The organism is Clostridium lacusfryxellense (assembly GCF_018861735.1).
In the GTDB taxonomy this organism is placed as follows: domain Bacteria; phylum Bacillota; class Clostridia; order Clostridiales; family Clostridiaceae; genus Clostridium_AD; species Clostridium_AD lacusfryxellense.
Map to the genome: position 1 here is coordinate 1 of NZ_JAHLEB010000072.1, position 19,942 is coordinate 19,942.

The 19,942-nt window shown below is 30.5% G+C and carries 19 protein-coding genes and 1 other annotated feature; of the genes, 11 read left to right on the plus strand and 8 right to left on the minus strand.

Annotated elements, in window-relative coordinates:
• Window positions 1–106 precede the first annotated feature (106 nt).
• From KPL55_RS23340 to KPL55_RS23360, 5 genes are all read right to left on the minus strand, one after another.
• Complete coding sequence (locus KPL55_RS23340; RefSeq protein ID WP_216309161.1) at window positions 107–538, minus strand: DUF2812 domain-containing protein; 432 nt, start codon at window positions 536–538, stop codon at window positions 107–109.
• Window positions 531–857, minus strand: a complete 327-nt coding sequence (locus tag KPL55_RS23345; protein ID WP_216309162.1) for a PadR family transcriptional regulator — start codon at window positions 855–857, stop codon at window positions 531–533. Before KPL55_RS23345 ends, KPL55_RS23340 begins: the two co-directional genes overlap by 8 nt.
• Window positions 858–1,015: 158 nt before the next feature.
• Window positions 1,016–1,792, minus strand: a complete 777-nt coding sequence (locus KPL55_RS23350) for a YfjL-like protein (RefSeq protein WP_216309163.1) — start codon at window positions 1,790–1,792, stop codon at window positions 1,016–1,018.
• A 5-nt stretch (window positions 1,793–1,797) separates the two neighbouring features.
• Complete coding sequence (locus tag KPL55_RS23355) at window positions 1,798–2,328, minus strand: zf-HC2 domain-containing protein (protein WP_216309164.1); 531 nt, start codon at window positions 2,326–2,328, stop codon at window positions 1,798–1,800.
• The gene (locus tag KPL55_RS23360; protein ID WP_216309165.1) at window positions 2,325–2,813 is read right to left on the minus strand and encodes an RNA polymerase sigma factor; all 489 of its coding nucleotides are present in this window, start codon (window positions 2,811–2,813) and stop codon (window positions 2,325–2,327) included. The genes KPL55_RS23355 and KPL55_RS23360 overlap by 4 nt, the downstream gene beginning before the upstream one ends.
• A 234-nt stretch (window positions 2,814–3,047) precedes the next feature.
• On the opposite strand from KPL55_RS23360, the gene KPL55_RS23365 reads away from it, so the two are divergent.
• The 5 genes from KPL55_RS23365 (at window position 3,048) to KPL55_RS23385 (ending at window position 9,391) form a co-directional block, all read left to right on the plus strand.
• Window positions 3,048–4,010 carry an alpha/beta fold hydrolase gene (locus KPL55_RS23365; RefSeq protein WP_216309166.1) on the plus strand — a complete coding sequence of 321 codons (963 nt, stop codon included), beginning with the start codon at window positions 3,048–3,050 and terminating at the stop codon, window positions 4,008–4,010.
• Between the two features lie 27 nt (window positions 4,011–4,037).
• Complete coding sequence (locus tag KPL55_RS23370; RefSeq protein ID WP_216309167.1) at window positions 4,038–4,337, plus strand: DUF5316 domain-containing protein; 300 nt, start codon at window positions 4,038–4,040, stop codon at window positions 4,335–4,337.
• A 280-nt stretch (window positions 4,338–4,617) separates the two neighbouring features.
• Window positions 4,618–5,166: a sigma-70 family RNA polymerase sigma factor gene (locus KPL55_RS23375; RefSeq protein ID WP_216309168.1), complete on the plus strand. Its 549-nt coding sequence runs from the start codon at window positions 4,618–4,620 to the stop codon at window positions 5,164–5,166.
• A 1-nt stretch (window position 5,167) separates the two neighbouring features.
• A complete protein-coding gene (locus KPL55_RS23380) occupies window positions 5,168–6,628 on the plus strand; it encodes a DUF4179 domain-containing protein (protein WP_216309169.1) in 1,461 nt (486 codons plus the stop codon).
• Between the two features lie 384 nt (window positions 6,629–7,012).
• The gene (locus KPL55_RS23385) at window positions 7,013–9,391 is read left to right on the plus strand and encodes a glycoside hydrolase family 31 protein (protein ID WP_216309170.1); all 2,379 of its coding nucleotides are present in this window, start codon (window positions 7,013–7,015) and stop codon (window positions 9,389–9,391) included.
• Window positions 9,392–9,500: 109 nt separating this feature from the next.
• Here KPL55_RS23385 and KPL55_RS23390 read toward each other — a convergent pair whose 3' ends face one another.
• The gene (locus tag KPL55_RS23390) at window positions 9,501–10,529 is read right to left on the minus strand and encodes a LacI family DNA-binding transcriptional regulator (protein ID WP_216309171.1); all 1,029 of its coding nucleotides are present in this window, start codon (window positions 10,527–10,529) and stop codon (window positions 9,501–9,503) included.
• A 359-nt stretch (window positions 10,530–10,888) separates the two neighbouring features.
• Here KPL55_RS23390 and KPL55_RS23395 point away from each other — a divergent pair, with 359 nt between their 5' ends.
• The 4 genes from KPL55_RS23395 to KPL55_RS23410 all read left to right on the plus strand — a co-directional run bounded on the left by KPL55_RS23395 (window position 10,889) and on the right by KPL55_RS23410 (window position 15,873).
• Window positions 10,889–11,830 carry an ABC transporter permease gene (locus KPL55_RS23395; protein WP_216309172.1) on the plus strand — a complete coding sequence of 314 codons (942 nt, stop codon included), beginning with the start codon at window positions 10,889–10,891 and terminating at the stop codon, window positions 11,828–11,830.
• Window positions 11,831–11,847: 17 nt separating this feature from the next.
• On the plus strand, window positions 11,848–12,789 hold the full coding sequence (locus tag KPL55_RS23400) for a carbohydrate ABC transporter permease (RefSeq protein WP_216309173.1): 942 nt from the start codon (window positions 11,848–11,850) through the stop codon (window positions 12,787–12,789).
• A gap of 40 nt (window positions 12,790–12,829) precedes the next feature.
• The gene (locus tag KPL55_RS23405) at window positions 12,830–14,428 is read left to right on the plus strand and encodes a type 2 periplasmic-binding domain-containing protein (RefSeq protein WP_216309174.1); all 1,599 of its coding nucleotides are present in this window, start codon (window positions 12,830–12,832) and stop codon (window positions 14,426–14,428) included.
• A 158-nt stretch (window positions 14,429–14,586) separates the two neighbouring features.
• Window positions 14,587–15,873 carry an alpha-amylase family glycosyl hydrolase gene (locus tag KPL55_RS23410; protein ID WP_216309175.1) on the plus strand — a complete coding sequence of 429 codons (1,287 nt, stop codon included), beginning with the start codon at window positions 14,587–14,589 and terminating at the stop codon, window positions 15,871–15,873.
• A 50-nt stretch (window positions 15,874–15,923) separates the two neighbouring features.
• Here the strand turns inward: KPL55_RS23410 and KPL55_RS23415 are convergent, their stop codons facing one another.
• Window positions 15,924–16,625 (minus strand): DUF1287 domain-containing protein, encoded by a 702-nt coding sequence (locus tag KPL55_RS23415; protein WP_216309176.1) that lies wholly within the window; start codon window positions 16,623–16,625, stop codon window positions 15,924–15,926.
• Window positions 16,626–16,918: 293 nt separating this feature from the next.
• Here KPL55_RS23415 and KPL55_RS23420 point away from each other — a divergent pair, with 293 nt between their 5' ends.
• Together KPL55_RS23420 and KPL55_RS23425 are read left to right on the plus strand one after the other, a co-directional pair.
• The gene (locus KPL55_RS23420) at window positions 16,919–17,467 is read left to right on the plus strand and encodes a GNAT family N-acetyltransferase (protein WP_216309177.1); all 549 of its coding nucleotides are present in this window, start codon (window positions 16,919–16,921) and stop codon (window positions 17,465–17,467) included.
• A 47-nt stretch (window positions 17,468–17,514) separates the two neighbouring features.
• A complete protein-coding gene (locus tag KPL55_RS23425; protein WP_216309178.1) occupies window positions 17,515–18,534 on the plus strand; it encodes a phosphodiester glycosidase family protein in 1,020 nt (339 codons plus the stop codon).
• Window positions 18,535–18,550: 16 nt separating this feature from the next.
• Here KPL55_RS23425 and KPL55_RS23430 read toward each other — a convergent pair whose 3' ends face one another.
• Window positions 18,551–19,141: a class I SAM-dependent DNA methyltransferase gene (locus tag KPL55_RS23430; protein ID WP_216309179.1), complete on the minus strand. Its 591-nt coding sequence runs from the start codon at window positions 19,139–19,141 to the stop codon at window positions 18,551–18,553.
• Window positions 19,142–19,494: 353 nt separating this feature from the next.
• Window positions 19,495–19,740, plus strand: a binding site (T-box leader).
• Window positions 19,741–19,942: the final 202 nt, after the last annotated feature.

Here is a 19,942-nt window from a genome sequence, read left to right on the forward strand (position 1 = left end):
AAGTGGTAAACTTTTTCAGTAGCAAAAATAGTAAAGTGGTAAACTTTTTCATTGTCACTACTGGTAAACAAATTCAGTAGCAAGTGGTAAAGAAATTCGTTGACATTCACAAAAGTAGCTCCGTAAGAAATATCATTGGCATTAATGACATCACAAACCACATCGCTAATAGTAATCCTATAGAGTATTTTATAAAACGACTTCTATTTAATAAATTTTCTCTTGAAGGATGTGTTTTTATTTGAGCTTTATCATTTTTATTTGCAAGTATACTCCATTTTCCCTTTGTGAAAACACTATTCCATCCGTTTTTCAATAATAATCCAGAAGCAACGATTATCCCTGTTTTATGGTAACAAATTTTATATTGTATTTCTTCAAACTCATTCATTTCAAGTTCTTTTATTTCAAAAACAAATACTTTAGTTGCGGTTTTAATCTCTTTTAAGTAATAACCGTAAGTGGACATTTCACATAACCAGTTTTCTGTTTCTATAATATCAAGGTTCCAAAATGGTCTAAAGACATTCTTACTCATAAAAATCCCCCTCGAATCTCACTGCATTTTCATAAATTTCTTTTATTCTTTCTATTTCCGAAAGGATAAGTTTCTTACCTATTTCAGTTATTTCATATACGGTACGTCTTTTCTCATCAGAAAAAACGGAAATTACGCCATTATTTTGAAGCTTTGTAAGGGTCCCATAAACTGTTCCTGAACCTAATGTAATCCTACCCTTTGTTATGTCTTCAACATGTTGTATTATCGCGTAACCGTGTCTAGGTTCTGCTAAGGATAACAAAATATAATAAGCCGTCTCAGTCATAGGTAAAAAAGTTTTAAATATTTTATCCATATATGCCCTCCACAATTATTTTAAGTCTAGGTGAGATATATCACGACGTGACATAGTGTAATTAAACTATACCACAATGTAATTAAATTGTAAATATTTGAAAAAAATCCTGCTAACTATTTAATGGTAGCAGGATTTTTAGATATATACCGTTGCAGCTATTTAGTTTTCTCTACAATTAAAACACTCATCCCTGTACCACTACGATTTGTTTTAGCCTTCTCAAGTAGATTTCTAAGATTTCCACTTTCAATATCTGCGGGGGTAACTCCGGTAACATCTACATAGTATCTGTCTCCATTTTGAGCATACAAACTGTACCTGCTGAAAATACAATTCTTGCTCACATATGCCTTATGAGCAAGAGTTATAATTTGTGATATGATATCTAGTGAATTATCTTCTAAATTAAGTCGAATTATTACCTGGGGGTCTGCGAATAATTTCTTGTCGAATTTCATATCAAGTGTTAAAGCGTCCATTGATTCTTCTGATTTTCCGGATTCTGATTTGCTAGACACCATTGTTGTGTTATCAGCATAACCAATTTCTTTGGTGAAAATACTCTTTGCAATTGCAGAATATTCATCTTCTAACCTTAGGCTTGTATTAAACATGCTTAATACGTGGCTTGTATAATCATCTCTTTGAATTTTGCCGTTCTTATAAAATACCCCAAACTTAGTATCAATACTTGTGTTAGATTTTGCCATCCCCACATATGCTGTTTCCTTAAAGTCATAATTAACTTTTCCTATTTCTAGATCCAATGAGGAATAGTTTTTATCTACATATTCTTTAATAGCAATGCCTGCCATCCGTTGAGATATTGGATTACCGACAGTAGCATTAGTAATAAGAAGTACAAAGCTAATAAGTGTTAAAGCTGCTATACCTGCAAGTATTTTAAATGTTAGTTTATTTTTATTTTTCATAATATTCACATCTCCTTCTTAAATGTAAACTGTAGAAGCTTTGCAATGACAATGCCTAGTAGAACTAAAACAGTATATATAACACTGTAATATAACCCATCATATAGAAAAAACCATTCAAAACTACCTGTTACTATTTCAATTATAGCTTGATATAAAAATGAAAGAATGAAAATTGCAAGAGGGGCCATATACCATTTCTTCTTAAAAGCAATAACGGAAACACCACCAATTATAGGCATTATTATAAAGTTATAAAACATGCCTATAGAGCTTGAGAGTGCGATTCCCAGAACTCCACCTGATATAAGAATAATAAGTTGTGTTACAAAAATACTACGTTTCATAGCAAAGATTATTTTTTTATCTTTGATAGTTGATTGTGAGGGATTTATGATTTCAAAGGTTTCAAATTCTGATTTACATTTCTCACATGATTTAATATGTTTTTTAACTATTTTAGTGCTATCATCACTTGCAACACCATCTTTTACAAGTGGTATTAAATCTAGTATTACATTACAAGATATATTCAACCTAGTTCCTCCTTCTCCAAGATGGATTTAATCCATTTTTTTGTGCGAAAATCAATAACCCTTGCTGAGCTTTCTGATATATTTACATCATGTGCAATTTCACCGAAGCTATAGCCGTTTACGCGCATATTGACTATCTTTTGAGTACGTTCATCTTTTTCTAATAATAGAGCTTTAATTCTTTTTACGGTTTCTTTTGTAATTAGTTTTTCAGCTATACTATCCGATGCATACAATTGCAGTAGATCGTTATATTCAACAATATGGTTTTCTTTCCTAATACTTTGAAGCCATAAGTTTCTAGCGATAGAGCAGAGCCATGTCTTTACTGTTGATTGTCCTCTGAAGTTTACAAAAGATGACATTGATGCTACAAAGGTTTCTGAAAGTAAATCTTCTGAAAGGTTAGGATTATGAGTAAGGGAAAGTAGATACATGTAGACATCTTGTTTATAAATTATATAGAAATTCTCTAATTGTTTCACTTAAATCCCCCTTTCATATTATTAGTCACATTTTTAGCCTAAATGTTACATTACTTTCAAAAGAAAGTTCTAATGGAAAACTATACAAAATAATAATAGCATTGCTATAGTTTTTAAGACACAACTATTTTTTTATACCTAAATTACGGTAATAATAGTATAATTAAGAAAATATATATATTATTAGTGAATTATTATATTCAAGTACAAAATAGAAGGAGGAAAATTAGAATTATGAGGAATAAGACAAAACGTTTAATAAATATTGAAGAATATGTTTCAATCAATGGGATTAATCAGTATCTATTTCATTCTGGGACAAAGTATGATAATCCAGTAATGGTGTTTTTGCATGGTGGGCCTGGAAGCGCTGAATCACTATTTGCTCATATATTTCAGGAAAAATGGGAAGAGATTTTCACGGTAGTTCATTGGGATCAACGTGGCTCTGGAAAAACTCTTACTAAAAATCCACATAACTATCCTACAATTGACTTGATGTTAAAGGATTTGTTTGAGATTATTCAATATTTAAAGGGAAAATATAAAAAACAAAAGGTAATTATACTTGGTCATTCTTGGGGAAGTGTTTTAGGAAGTACGTTTATAAAACGATATCCAGAGGAAGTAGCCTATTACATCGGAGTAGGACAAGTTGTTAGTATGCTAGAAAATGAGCGTGTTGGCTACGAAAAGGTTAAAGAAATGATTTTACAGGCAAACGATAAAAAATCTCTAAAAAAGCTTGAAGATATAGGAGATTATCCAGGAGAAAAATTTGATAACAAAGCTATGGATAAATGTGGTAAAATCCGTAGACTTCAAGGAAAATATAATCTAGCTATTAAGATGGATTTTTCTATATTTAAGGCTGTTTTTAAAAGTCCTATATTTAAGTTATCAGATATACCTGCAATGATAAAAGGCCTAAGAGCAAACGAAAAAATAATAGATTTTTTAGGAGCCTTTGACTTAATGTTAGAACCAACTGAATATAAAGTACCAATTTATTATATATTGGGCGGAAATGATTGGCAAACACCTTATGTTATTGCTCAAAAATATTTTGAAACAATTAATGCTCCATACAAGAAGTTCTATTTAATACCTAATGCTGGACATATGACAATGTTAGATCAGCCTAAATTATTTTATGATGTACTATTAGAAATTAATAAGAAAGAAGAAAAGATATAACTAGCATAGAATATAGGGGGGATTAAAGTGAAGAAAACAATTATTCTCAGTTTGGGTATAATGTGTATTAGCATCATTTTAGGTAAAATATTAAACAATTGGATGCTAACAATCCAAATCAGTGGGATTATTGGCTTAGTATGTTTTGTTATAGCTGGAATATTAAATGGAGCTTTTATAAGTGGAGACAGGCTTAGGTCAAATTATTCTACAGATATAAAAGAAGATAGAATTAGAAGAAGTAAAATAACTAATTTTGTGCTTATTGTAGGTTCACCTAATTTTATTTTAGCAGGGTTTATCTTTATTATAAATACAAGGAGTTAGCCAGGTTCAAGATATGATATATTTTAAGGCAATATTATCAATATAGAAATTGGGATAATGGACAAATGAAATTATTCAATAGTGAAATCATAATACAAAAATATTTTATGGTTTTACTATTAATTATTTTTTGGTTTAATTATTAGGGAAAAAAGCTACCATAATTGTGGTAATGCTTTAATTAAAAAAGATGGTATTATAAATTTAATATTATTATTTTTCACTTAATTGAGAGATTAAGTCTGTTTAATGTGTATTACTATACGAGAGGTGTTTAAATGTGATAAATAAATTGGTTAGACGACTAAAAGAAAGAGATGAGAGTGCTGTGGATGATTTATATGATTTGTATTTTAATAGAATATATTATTATGTAAAAAGAATTATAGGTAATTATGGGACAAAAGAAGATAATGAAGAATGTGTAAGTGATGTATTTTTAGCTTTATGGAAAGAAATTTATAAATTTGATGCCGAACGTGGCTCCTTTGATACGTTTATAAATGTTAAGACAAAAACTGTAGCGCTTAACTTTCGACGCAAACTTCAAAGTCATACACAAAAGCATTTAAATACGTCTATTGATAATGTAGATTTATCTACTAGCGTTGAGGAGGAGGTATCTGATATAATTTTTGAAAATGAATTCTTAGATATAATCAATAAATTCAAAGAACCTGATAAGACATATTTTCACCTTAGATATTTCATGAATTATGGAATAAAAGAAATAGCAAAGTCATTTAATACCACTGTTAGTTCTGTAGATAATAGATTATATAGGTGCAGGCTATCGCTTAAAAAAATTAGATGTAAGGAGATAGTGTGATATGAATGATGAGGATATTTTTGATATAATAGATAATATTTCTGAGGATAATTTGAGTATTATAATGGAGAACAAAATTTCAAAGATAGATATAGAAAATTCATTTGATACTGAAAAGGATCTAATTCGGGCAAAACTTCATGAAAAAATAAAAATGGACGCAGAAAAGCATGATATACCACAAGAAAATAATTTAAATAATAAAAACCACAAGCTAATAAGGTTAGTAGTAACTGATTTGAAAATGAAAAGAAAATCTAAAAAAGAAGAATACATCAAAAGAAATAAAGCTATTATTAACATAATAAAATCAGTGGTCGCAGCTATGTTAGTATTTGTAGTATTAGTTAATGTTTCTCCAAAGCTAGCATTAGCTTTAGTCAGAGTACCAGGATTAGAGGCACTAATAAAAGTGGTTAATTTTGATAGTGGATTTAAAAATGTAATTGATAATGGCAATATTCAAGAAGTAAATACTACTATAGAAGATAAGGGTGTAAAATTTACAGTAACAACAATAACAGGAGACGACTTAAAGTTATGGATTGGATATGAAATTGAAAATAAAGATTTAAGGTTTGGAAAAATAAGATTTATAAATAAAGCTGATGGTAAAGAGCTTCCATGGAGTATCATATCACAGGAAAGTAAAGGCTATATAGAAGTTGCTATAGAAGGTTTAGTTAAGGATTTCAAAATGGAAATAGAGGTCTATAAGGATGATCCATCATTTAATAAACCATTTTCAGAGTTGGATGAAAAAGCAAAAAATGATATTAAACAACTCTTTATAAAAAATAAAATTACAACTTTAAGTATTCCTATATTACTAAATGATAAAATTTATAATAAGGACCTAGAAGTGGTAAATGTACATGAAAAAGAATTTAAAAGTGAAGTAGGTTTATTTAAAATCGAGAAATTGGAACTTTCTAAGTCAAGAAGTAGAGTTTATTGTAAATTGGTTAGTGCGCAAAATAAATTAACCGGTGTTATAGAACCGAGGCTTGTTGATGGGGATGGGATTGAGTATTCAAGTTCCAACCAAGTTACAGTTCAAATTGAAAATAATATGATTTACGTAGAAACCCAGGGTGGGATAACTAACGCAAAGGGTTTAAGTTTCAAATGTGATGGATTTGAATATATTAATAAGCAGGGTAATCAAATTACTATAGACATAAAAAATAAACAGATTGAGACTAATAAGCTAGGGATATCTCTTAATAACATAAACGCCACCAATATTATTTTAAATGTGCCTGAAAATGAAGTAGAGTTTGAGCTTAAGGCAAAAAATGAAAAAGGTAAGAAGATTGAAATTAAAGAAGTGGAACTGGATTCTTTTAATCATACAGCTAAATTAATGTTTAACGATCTAAATGATGAAAAGGTAATTTTGAATGTGAGAAAAATACAATATATTGTGCCAAAAGGTTTAAATATGATATTAATAGATTAACAAACGCCATCTTTATTTTTTAAAAATAAAGATGGCGTTTAGAGTTATTTACAAAACTAGAATTTTTATGTCTGAGCTACACATTAACATTTAAACGATTAGATATTTTGCGAATAAAGAACATTAGCCTCAAAAGTTATAATATCAAATGTATTCTTAAGCGTTTTATAATGATTTTTAATTCTTATTGTTGATATATGGTGACTTGCTCAGGAATATATTTAATAAATAGCTGTTGTGATATTTAAAGATTCAAAAGAATTTGTTGCATAATAGGAGTAAAGTTATTATAATTAAATTGAAACGTTTAGATAATTGATTATATAACTAAATCAAGGCAGTTTCCATCTATTATTATGAGTACATTATGCAAGGGGTGATAAAATGTTTGGTAAAATAAAATCGTTTGTCAAAGAAGATAATAAAATAAAAATTCAATTTCAAAATAAGACACTTATAGTAGAAATTATAAATTCAGGTATAGTTAACTTTTTTGTCCCACTTTTTAGAGTAGAACGTGCTTCAAAGGCGGTGGAGTCTTTTGTAAATCAAAAATGTTATTTTCAAGTTACTAAAGAGGATGAGGGCGTAGTTATTACAACAGAAAAACTTAAAGTGAAGATATTTGAAAATTTTAAAGTAGATATATACGATAATTATGGAAATGTTTTATGCGAAGATTATAGGGGAGATAGGTGTTCTTTTATAAGAAGACATGGGAATTTAGATGTACTAGCATTAGAAGGACATAAAGTGGTAAAAGACTCTAAGTATAAAGTGATGGTTTTAAAAAAGATGGAAGGGAATACTTTCTTCTATGGTTTAGGGGAACAAACAGGACATCTTAATAAAAAAGGTTATCATTATAAGATGTGGAATACAGATGATCCAAGTCCTCATGTTGAATGTGATGAGTGCTTATATAAGACAATTCCTTTTTTTATAGCCTTAAAAAATAAACAGGCTTTTGGTATCTTTTTTGACAATACATTTGAAACACATTTTGATATGGGTAAGGAAAATGCAGATTATTTTTCCTTTTCAGCAGTTGATGGAAATTTAGACTACTATTTTATTTATGGACCATCAGTAAAGGAAGTTGTAGGGGGATATACAAAGATAACTGGAACTACGCCACTACCACAGATGTGGACACTTGGATATCAGCAATCGAGGTTCTCATATACTCCGGAATCAAGACTTCTAGAAATTGCTGATAACTTTAGGAAAAAAGATATTCCTTGTGATGTGATTCACTTAGATATAGATTATATGGATGGGTATAGGGTATTTACCTGGGATAAGGATAAATTTCCTGATCCTAAAGAGACTTTGAGTGGGCTTAAAGAAAGAGGATTTAAGGTGGTAGCAATAATTGATCCTGCAGTTAAGAAAGACAAAGGATATAAAATATATGATGAAGGAATAAAAAATAATTTTTTTGCCATCGACAAGGATGGAATTCCACATGTAGACAAAGTTTGGCCTGGAGATGCGCTATATCCAGATTTTGCTAATGAGAAAGTTCGAAAATGGTGGGGAGAAAATCAAAAGGATATTATAGATAATGGAGTTGCTGGTATATGGAATGATATGAACGAACCAGCTAGTTTTAATGGACCTCTACCAGATGATATATATTTTTATAATGATGGAATTATTTCTGATCATAGAGAATTTCATAATGTATATGGTCATTATATGGCTAAGGCAACCTATGATGGAATTAAAGAATATACTAAAAAGAGACCATTTGTTATTACAAGAGCCTGTTATGCTGGAACACAAAAATACTCTACTGTGTGGACTGGTGATAATCAGAGCATATGGGAACATTTAAGAATGTCACTACCTATGCTTATGAATTTAGGCCTGAGTGGGATGAGTTTCTGTGGAGCGGATGTTGGGGGATTTAGTTTTGATTGTACATCAGAACTTTTAAGTAGATGGGTTCAAGTAGGTGCATTTACGCCTCTATTTAGAAATCACTCTAGAGACTATACAAGAGATCAGGAACCATGGGCCTTTGGACAATTAACTGAAGATATAAATAGAAAATATATAAAACTTAGATATAGATTAATACCTTATCTATATGATCTTATGTGGGAGGGAGAAAGTACAGGGCTTGCAGTAATAAGACCATTACTTTTAAGTTATCAACAAGATGAGAACACCTATGAAATTAATGATCAGTTTTTATGTGGAGAAAATATACTTGTTGCACCAATAGTAGAACAAGGTAGAAATGTAAGAATGGTTTATTTACCAAAAGGTGATAGCTGGATTGATTATTGGACTAATGAAACATTTGAGGGGGGACAGTATATAATAAAAAAAGCACCACTGGATATATGTCCTATTTATATTAAGTCGGGGAGCATTATACCTAATTATCCATCGCAAAACTATGTAGGTGAAAAAGAAATTAAAGAGTTAATATTAAATATATATCCATCATCTACCAACAAGGAAAGCAGTTATGTACATTACCAAGATGATGGAGAAAGCTTTGAGTATAGGACAGGGAAATATAATTTATATAAGTTTAGGCTTCAAAATGAGAATGATGTTGTGAGTTTAAAAATTAATTACGAGTATGGTTATGAAAAAATGTATGAGAGTTTTAGGATTAGAATTAATAATGTTAAGGTATTAGAAGTTATGGTCGATGATAAAAAGGCTGATTTCATTGAAGTAGATAATGGTATTGAATTTTTAATAAGTAGTAAGAATAAAAAATGTTTTATAAAAATTAAATAAGGTAAAAGTAAAAAAAACCCATTAGACACGTAGAAATTCTTATGTGCTTAATGGGATTTTCTTAATGATTATTGTGTTTCAGGCCACATACAAGTATATTTGTTGTAATCTAAATTTTTGATACAGATTCTCTTACAATAAGACTAACAGGCATAGTATATTCATTTTCAGTAGGGGATGTAGTATTATTTAAACGACTATATATAAGTTCGGCAGCCTTTTCACCTTTTTTAAATATACTTTGAGAAATAGTAGTTAATTCTGGTATGAAAAATTTACTGTTTTGTATATTATCAAAACCAACAATAGATAAGTCCTTTGGTACGTAAATACCATGGTGATAAAGTTCTTTTACTAGTCCTATAGCAACAATATCAGAAGCACAAAATAACGAAGTCATTTCCCCAATTTTAGGCATTATTTGTTTAACTGCATCTATACCGCCCTCAAAGCTTATCTGAGTTTGAAAAATATAATCCTCTCTAAATTCAATATTATATTTTTCAAGTGCAGCTCTATAACCATTAAATCTAGATCTATAAACCGGGCTTTCCCATAAATGACCTGTTAATAGACCTATCTTCCTATGGCCATTTTCTACAAGGTTCTGGACTGCTAGGTAGGCACCTTTTTCATCATCTGTACGTAAATAAATAAAATTGTCACTAGTTTTTTCTTGATCAAGCATTAATACTGGAAATGTTGAGTTATCTAGAAGTTCTATCTTATCTCGGCTAATATAACCTGTTACTATTACACCTGCTATATTGCCACCTTTAATAATTCTTTTAAACTCTTCGTTATCATTTATTCCCATAATAAGCGCAGAGTAGCCATTTTTTCTACAACAAAATTCAACTCCATTTATAAATTCGTGAAAGAATGGATTTATGGTTAGCAGTGATACTTTATCTTCTGCGGCTGCGGACGTAATTACTGCAATCATTCTACCTTCTTTTTTTACAAGGCTCCTTGCAGCGAGATTCGGTTCGTATTTGAGCTTTTCTATAGCTAAGTTTACTCTGTTTATTTTTTCTTCGGTAACTTTATCAATTTTGTTTATTACATAGGATACTGTTGCAATAGATACACCGGATTCTGCGGCAACATCCTTTATTGTAGCTCGTTTTGTGCTCAAATTCATACCTCCTATTGTGTTCAGTTATATATAAATTAATTATAACATAAAGATTCCATTTTAAAAATTGTGCTATTATACAATAATATAATAATTGTATATGAAAAGGTTTAAACATCGTATTGACAGGTATAATAAAAGGGCTTATAATTAATTTAAACGTTTAGAAAATAAAAAGTAACTTAAAATATACATGTATTTATAAGTAGTAATATGTTTAGATAGACATGAATATAAATAAATGAAAAGGTTTAAATATCATATTAAAAAGTAAGTATTAGTGGTTTTTAATTAATCTAAACGTTTAGATCAAATAAAGATATTAATTATCATCATTATTTATGTTTGGAGGAATTTATATGATTAAATCAGGTCTTGCTAAAGGCAAAACCAAATCTACTTTTAAGCAAATTAAAGAAAACTGGGGGCTATATTTATTATTGTTGCCAGCTGTAGTGATTCTAATCTGTTTTACGTACAAACCAATGTATGGAATTATTATCGCATTTAAAGATTATCAGCCAGTTAAGGGGATTACCGGAAGTTCGTGGGCTAATCCTTGGTATAAGTATTTTACAAAGTTTTTTAATTCGTACCAGTTTACTGCAACAATTAAAAACACTTTAATTATTAATATATACAGTATGATTATCTCCTTTCCTTTACCAATAATACTAGCTATAGCAGTTAATCAAATGCGGGCTTTGCGATTCAAAAAAGTATTTCAGACTATTACATATATGCCACACTTTATTTCGACTGTGGTCATGGTTGGTTTGATTATGCTCATGTTATCACCTGACTCAGGAATATTAGGAAATTTAAGCAAATTTCTTGGTATACAATTTCCAAACTTAATGGGAGAAGCTGGTGCCTTTAGTCATATTTATGTATTGTCTGATGTTTGGCAACACACTGGTTGGGATAGCATAATCTACATAGCTGCACTCTCTGCTATTGATCCAAGTCTTTACGAGGCGGCAACTATTGATGGAGCTACTAATTGGCAAAAAATTATATACATTGATCTATTTATGTTAGCGCCTACAGCTGCTATCCTCCTTATACTGAGAGTAGGAGGGTTAATGGGATTAGGTTTTGAGAAAGTTTATCTTATGCAGAACACTTTAAATATTGCAAGTAGTGAAGTTATTTCAACTTATGTTTATAAAATTGGGTTACTTAGTGCTCAATATAGTTATTCTGCTGCCATTGGTTTGTTTAGTACTATTATTAATTTTATTCTTTTAATCACTGTAAATCAGATTTCCAAAAAGACTAGTGAAAACAGCTTATGGTAAAGAAGGGAGAAGAGAGCATGGGAAATACAGTATTAAGTGTAAGTGAAACTAAACACTCAAAGCAGAAATTTAGTAAAAAAATAAAGCAATCAAAGAATGATAATGTTTTTAACATAATTGTTTATGGTTTGGCAGCCATTATGTTACTAATTGTGCTGTATCCACTATATTTTGTTGTGATTGCCTCCTTTAGTGATCCATATGCAGTATCCAGTGGCCAAGTATGGATAGTGCCTAAGGGATTTACGTTTGATGGCTATAAGGAGTTACTAAAACATAATGATATCTGGACAGGATACGCAAATACTATTATGTATACGATAGTCGGAACCTTCGTAGGTATTGCTGTTAATGTATCGGCGGCTTTTGCATTATCAAGAAAGAATTTAGTGGGAAAAAAGTTCTTTATGATGATGTTTGTTTTCACTATGTTTTTTAATGGTGGTTTAATTCCTACGTTTCTTACCATAAAGGAATTTCATTTGTATAATACTTTTGCTGTAATGGTACTTCCATTTTCAGTATCTGTTTTTAATATAATTGTTGCACGTACCTTTTTTCAAAGTAGTATTCCAGATGAATTATGGGATGCAGCTCAAATTGATGGCTGTGGAAATCTCGGATACTTTTTTAAGATTGTGTTACCACTATCAAAAGCTATTATTTCTGTTTTGGCATTGTGGACAGCAGTTGGAATGTGGAATTCTTATTTTAATGCATTAATTTATCTGAAAGATAGTTCAAGGTATCCACTGCAGTTAATTTTGCGCAATATTTTAATAGTAAACAGTATGCAGGGTTCTATGGGAACTGGTGAGGCAGCACAAGTCGCGTTACGACTTTCTAGCATGATGCGGTATTCGGTGATTATTATTTCAACAGTTCCGATTATGTGTGTATATCCTTTCACGCAAAAGTATTTTAATCAAGGAGTAATGATTGGCGCAGTAAAAGGCTAAGCGCTTTGTCATATATTAAATTTATAGGGGGAATTAAAAAATGAAAAAAGCAGTAAAACGATCAATTAACCTTTTATTGTTAGCTGGCCTACTGGCTTCAAGCATGGCTGGATGTGGTAGTAAGAAAGTTGCTGAAACTGTTAGTGATAAGCAAGAGGCCACTTTCAATTCAACAGGACTTCCAATTGTGAATAAGAAAGCTACATTATCAGTCCTAACTACAAGGTGGGGAAGTATGGGGGATAGCTTTACAAAGAATAAATGGGTAAAAGATTTAGAGACTAATACTAATGTTAAGATTAAATGGGAGGTACAATCTCTAAATGATTGGGCAACACAAAAGTCAGTGTTGTTAGCTTCAGGTGACCTCCCAGACGTTATACTCGGTAACCAGACCTTTAGTGATTCTGATATTATAGGAAATCAAGGTTTGTTTGTGGCAGTAGATGATTTAGCTAAAAAATATATGCCAAACTACACTGAGGCTTTGAATAAATTACCTGAATTAAAGAAAATGGAAACATTCCCTGATGGAAAGATGTATTCATTTGGTAAAAATCTTCCAAGTCGTCCTCAAACCGAATATCAACCTGTGATAAATAAAGTTTGGCTAGATAAGCTTGGGCTTAAGGCACCTACAACTTTGGATGAATTATATAATGTTTTATTAGCTTTTAAGACAAAAGATCCCAATGGTAATGGTAAAGCTGATGAAATTCCAATTACTGATTTTACAATAAATTTGTTGAATCCATTTGGTATTACTGATCTTAATGTTAATAGTATGATGATTAATGATGGTAGTCCGGTTTATTACCCGACTTCAAATCAATATAAAGATGGAGTTAAGTGGTTGCAGAAGTTGTATGCAGCAGGAATTATTGATCGTGAGATGTTTACACAAGACAATACAATGATAACATCTAAAAAACAAGATCCAAAGGCTGCTAGAGTTGGGTTCACATATGCATGGACACCAGATGCAACTTTTGGAACATGGTCAAGTCAATATCAAGCTATTGCACCAATTAAAGGAACTGATGGAAAACAGTATGCACCTGGTGATACAAATGGTGTATTCAGTATACAAAGAAATGAAGCATTAATTACTGCTGGGTGTAAAACACCTGAAGTTGCAGCGCGTTGGCTTGATCAATTTTATACAGGTGAAGCAAGCATTCAGAACTTCTGGGGTGCAGAAGGAACAGTAATAACAAAAAATAGTAATGATACCTTTTCTCTAAATAATCCACCAGAAGGCACTAGCGCAGATGCGTGGTACTGGGATCAAAGTCTACGTGATTTCGGACCTAAATATATAAGTGCTGATTTCCAAAAGAAGATTGCATTGTCTCCTAAGAGTGGTGATGGACTTAAAGTAGAACTTAGTAAACTTGGTGATGCATATGTTACAACTCCTTTTCCAAATGTAATGTATACAGTTGAAGAAAATCAGGAAATACCAACTTTGACTACAGATATTGATACTTATGTGGGCCAAATGCGTGCACAATGGATTACAAAAGGTGGTATTGATGCGGGCTGGGATGCATATGTAAAAAAACTAAATAACATGGGATTAGATAAATTGGTAAAAATCCGTACTGACGCATACAGTAGATACAAGAGTATTAAATAAAGGTTATATTTAAATTTTAAAAAGGCAAGTAATAACGAAATTATTGTTATCATTTGCCTTTTTGCTTTAATGAAAAAAAGCTAAAGTACATAGATTTTATGATGAAGGTATAAAGCGTGTAAATGTAGTAAAATCACAAGAAAAGGTGGAGTGTTACGATGGCTAAAGATACAAATGTTTCTTTAAGAAGTAAGGTTATTTATTCGATATATGTAAGAAATCATAGTGAAGAAGGTAATTTTAAAGGAGTTATCAAGGATTTAGACAGAATAGAGGATTTAGGAATAGATATTATTTGGTTAATGCCCATACATCCTATTGGGATAGCAAATAGAAAAGGAAGTCTTGGATGTCCATATTCAATTGAGGACTACAGAGAGGTAAATCCTGAGTATGGGAATCTAGAAGATTTTAAATTGCTAATAGATGAAACTCATAAAAGAAAAATGAAAATTATTATAGATGTTGTTTATAATCATACCTCACATGATTCCAAATTGCTTAATGAACATCCTGAGTGGTTTTATAGAAAAAAAGATGGGTCAGTAGGAAATAAGGTTGGTGAATGGAGTGATATTATAGACCTTGATTATAACAATAATGAACTATGGGATTATCAAGTAGAAACATTAAAATATTGGAGCAGATTAGGAATTGATGGCTTTAGATGTGATGTTGCACCACTTATACCAATTGATTTTTGGAAGAGAGCAAGAGAAGAAGTTAAAGCGATTAATGAGGATACAATTTGGCTAAGTGAGTCTGTAGATCAAGATTTTCTATTATATTTACGGGGAGAAGGATTATTGTGTCATTCTGATAGTGAAATATTTGAGGCTTTTGATATTAGTTATGATTATGATACTTATAGATATTTCACTAGCTATTTATTTGGAAATATATCATTAGAAGAGTACTTAGAAAAGAAAAGAACCCAAGAATATATATACCCAAATAATTATGTTAAATTGAGGTTTCTCGAAAATCATGATAACCCTAGAGCTTCATTGCTACTTAGAGATGAAGTCCATTTGAAAAATTGGACAGCTTTTTCTTTCTTTGAAAAAGGAACACAACTTATCTATGCAGGACAGGAAGCCCGGGATAACAATTGTCCTAGTCTTTTTGATAAAGATTTGGTCAATTGGAATATAGATAAGGAGTATTTTAATTATATAAAAAAGTTGATAGCTATTAAAAGAAATGAAATATTTTCATTTGGAAACTATAAAATATTAAAGTGTAATAAGATTGGTGTTATTCAAGCGGAATATACGCATGATGGTAAAAAGATTATAGGAATATTTAATGTAGAAGGAAAAACAGGAGATTACAGTATAAATTTAAAGGATGGTGTATATAGGGATTTAATTGAGGAAGTTGATGTTCGAATTATAAATGGAGAAATGAAGTTAAGACGTATTCCAATTATTTTTGAGGTTTAGATAGTGTTACTAAAATTATAAAAAACCTAGGGTTACTCCTAGGTTTTTAGTTAATCAAATTTCCATCTATAATGAGCGTGCACTGGAGCTGTAAAGTAAGAAAGCTTTAATATACTAGCATGAGGTTTCGTATTATGAATAACATAAGGAATTCCATTTTTATCTCTTTTGTCAGAAATAATACCAATATGTTCATACCCTTTATTAAATACTACAATATCGCCAGGTTGCCATTCTTTTAAATTTTCAGCATTCCTAGCTTTAACTTCGGTGGTTAAACTTAGAGCATTTCTACTAAAAAAAACATCCTGATTGGGAACTCGTCTGAAATCAATGTTAGGGTCTGCCTTCTCGTCTACTCTAGGATAAAGTCTAATATTTCTTTTTATGTCCTCATCAATAAGGTCTTTTATATTAATGTTAGCAGTTTTAAAGCCTCTCCAGATTACGTCGGTACATACCCCTTCTTTTTCAGGTGGATATCCTCCGTTATGATAATTACTAATATACTTTGTTTTATTTTGAACTTCACTATAGGCTCCATTAACAATATCCAATGGATCTGCTACCCCATTTTTGTTGTTATCAACTTTTGAAGAATTTTCTGATACTATAAACTTGGGTTTAAAGATGTTAAAAATATATTCATTAATGATGGATTTAAAAGGTACAAATATATAAGCAATGGTTAATATTAGAAAAATTATTATTAGAGGTATAACGAATTTTTTATTCACTTCATCACCAGCCATTCATTTTATAATTATAACATTATCAAATACAAAATAATACATAAATTCCAAGCTTCATATTTCGAGACTAGAGAATAAAAATATGTACAATTTTAGTTAAAATAATACATATTTTTTATATCCAATTTACGGTAAAAATAGTATAATTAGATTTATATTAAAAACATAGATATAAACAAGCTCCACCATATATTGAAATGTTTTACTTACTGACTATTAAAGGAGCTAATTCATGACATTTAGAAGAGGGAAGTAAGTAAAAATACTGGTAAAAAAAGGGGGAGGATAATGATATGGAAACATTATTAACTAATAGATTGGAGCTAAGGCAGTGGAAAGATAGTGACAGTGAAGATTTATATGAATATGCAAAAAGTGAATTAGTAGGACCTAGTGCTGGTTGGGCAGTACATAAGACTGAAGAAGAAGGTAAAATAATTATAAAAATGTTTATTAAAAATAATGATACATATGCTATTGTCTTAAAATCAGAAAATAAGGTTATTGGTAGCATAGGACTACATGATAGAAAACCTGATATAACCCTTTCTTACTTAAAACAAAAGGAAATAGGTTACGTCTTAAACCCTAAATATTGGGGTAATAGATTTATTCCTGAGGCAGTAAATTGTTTAATAGAGAATTGTTTTAATCAACTTAATGTAGATTTAGTCTGGTGTGGACATTTTGATTTTAATAATAATTCTAAAAGAGTAATTGAGAAATGTGGATTTAAATATAGGTTTCAAAATACTAAGAGGTTGAAGGCACTAGAGGATAAAGAGGTTACAACATTATATTATTATATTTTGAAATCCGAATATTTCAATGAAAAATCTTAAAAAAATAAACTATTAATAACAATAAATTGCGCATAAAGGATGGAAATATGAAAGCAAAAAAAACTATAAAGAAAAAAAAGCCTTTAATCACACTTGTTATATTATTTATAGTGTTTGAACTAACTTTTACAGCAGTTACTGGTCCGTTTGTTGTTTATTATGGTCCTTTTAAAAATGCAAAAAACATAATAGTAGGTTCAGTAATGACTACACTTACATTGCAATGGCTAGCTACAACGTTTTTATCAGATGAAAAAATAAAAGAAATTATGGATGAACAAACAGTGGAAACTATAGTCCAAGATAACGTAAAGGTTGCAGATTCTGATGTGAAAGTAGAGAAAAAAAATGATAATGGTATAGAAAGGTATGACGTATCGGGGAAGACATTCGTGGGATATCTCCTAGTAATTAATGATCCAACTAGGATAAAAGTAGGTTATACCAGCATGCTATACAAAGAAGGTGAAAGAACTAGCGAAATTGCTAAAAATAACAATGCAGTTGCTGCAATTAACGGTGGTGCGTTTACAGATAGAGTTGCTGGGGTAAAGTGGGCAGGAACTGGGGCAATGCCACTAGGAATTATAATGTCTAATGGGAAAAATATTCATAATGATATAAAAGATGAAAATTTAAAAAAAGATGTTGTAGCATTAACAAAGTCAGGAAAATTGTTGGTTGGTCCTCATAGTATTAAGGAGATGAAAGACGATTTAGTGACTGAAGCAGTTTCTTTTGGACCGGCACTTATAGTTAATGGGAAAAAAACTATGAAGAAAGGAAACAACGGCAGTTGGGGGATCTCAGGTAGAACAGCCATTGCACAAAGAAAAGATGGAGCAATAATGTTATTAGTTGTTGACGGTAGGCAAGTAAAGAGTTTAGGTGCTACATTAAAAGAAGTACAAGATTTGTTGTATGATAATGGGGCTGTTAATGCTAGTAACTTAGATGGCGGATCTTCTGCCACAATGGTTTATAATGATGAGATTATAAATAGTCCGTCAGATGGTTTGGGAGAGAGAGCTATACCTTCAATTATATATGTAGAGAGTAGAAAATAGGGAGGATGAGATGAGTTTACTTACGCCTAGCTGAAAAACAAAAGTAATCGATGTCTACTATTGTTAAATCAGAAAATCCATGTATCTTGCAACATTCTAAGAGTTGCTCATCAGTAGGAATTGGATTCTTTTTGTCAGATACAAATCCAATCCTAGAATGATGTTCTTTTAGTCCTTGTCTCGTTTTAGAATGGGCAATAATAAATTTACCCTCGCTATTTAAATTATTATATGCATTTTCGAATATAGCATCCAAATTATTGAAGTGTGGAATGCTATTAAAGATGATAATATAATCAAAAGGTATTTCAAGTAGTACTTTTGATTCGAAATCAGCTTTTCTAAGATCTGCGAGTGGATAGTTATTACGAAATTCTTCAATCATCTTTCCAGAAATATCTATTCCAACATATTGAAATAAGGATTTGTTTTCCAGAATTGAGTAAAGTATTCCAGTACCACATGCTGCATCTAAAACAGAGCAACCAGGGCCAATATGGAGATTCTCTATAATGGCCCTAGCTATTTTATAATTAATTATAGGGATATCTTTATTCCAGTCTTTCGCTATATCATTAAAAAATATTTCATTATTATCTTTGATCACGGATTACCTCCCAAATGTGTTAGTTGACTTATCTAGTTCAATGTAGACTCCAATGCCCTATAATATAAGGGTATTGGAGTTTTTATAAGTATATGTAAACCATACACTTAATAGCAGAATTATACAAATAAAATAGAGATTAGCATCATGTTTTAGCATATTCATATTTTCCTTATTACTTTCTTTATGGCTAGGCCTTTTAACAGAAAAGTGGTCAGAGAAAATCACTAAGCAAAATGAGGACGATAATTAGGTTTATTATCATATTAAATGATCTCAAATGATCTAAAACATTGACAAAGAAAACTTCATAAAGTATACTAAATTATAATATAAAGAAAATATTGAATATTGTGAAAACTAAGATAGGGAAAGTAAACATTCTTCATATTTCTAAGAGAGTGGGGGAAGCTGTAAACCCATAAATAGTTAATGTTGAAACTCACCCTGGAGTTGTAAGCTGAAATTATATAGTTACTATATATAGCAGTATGTATATAACTAATAAGGTAAGCCGTGCCGGTGTATATGAATTATACATCGTTATAAAATTAAGATATAAAAATGGGTGGTACCGCGATAGACTTTTCGCCCCAATGGGAAGAGGTCTTTTTTTTATACTCAAAATTCTATTTGATATAAAAAAATCATATAGATACATGAACTCAATGTCTAGGAAATTATAAAATTGATAGTGTTAACTAACCTATGAAAAAAACACCTATTGGTAAAATTAGGATATAAGTTCTAAATTGGAAACTGGAAAATGATTTAGCTACAGAAAATATTAGTAGGAGTATC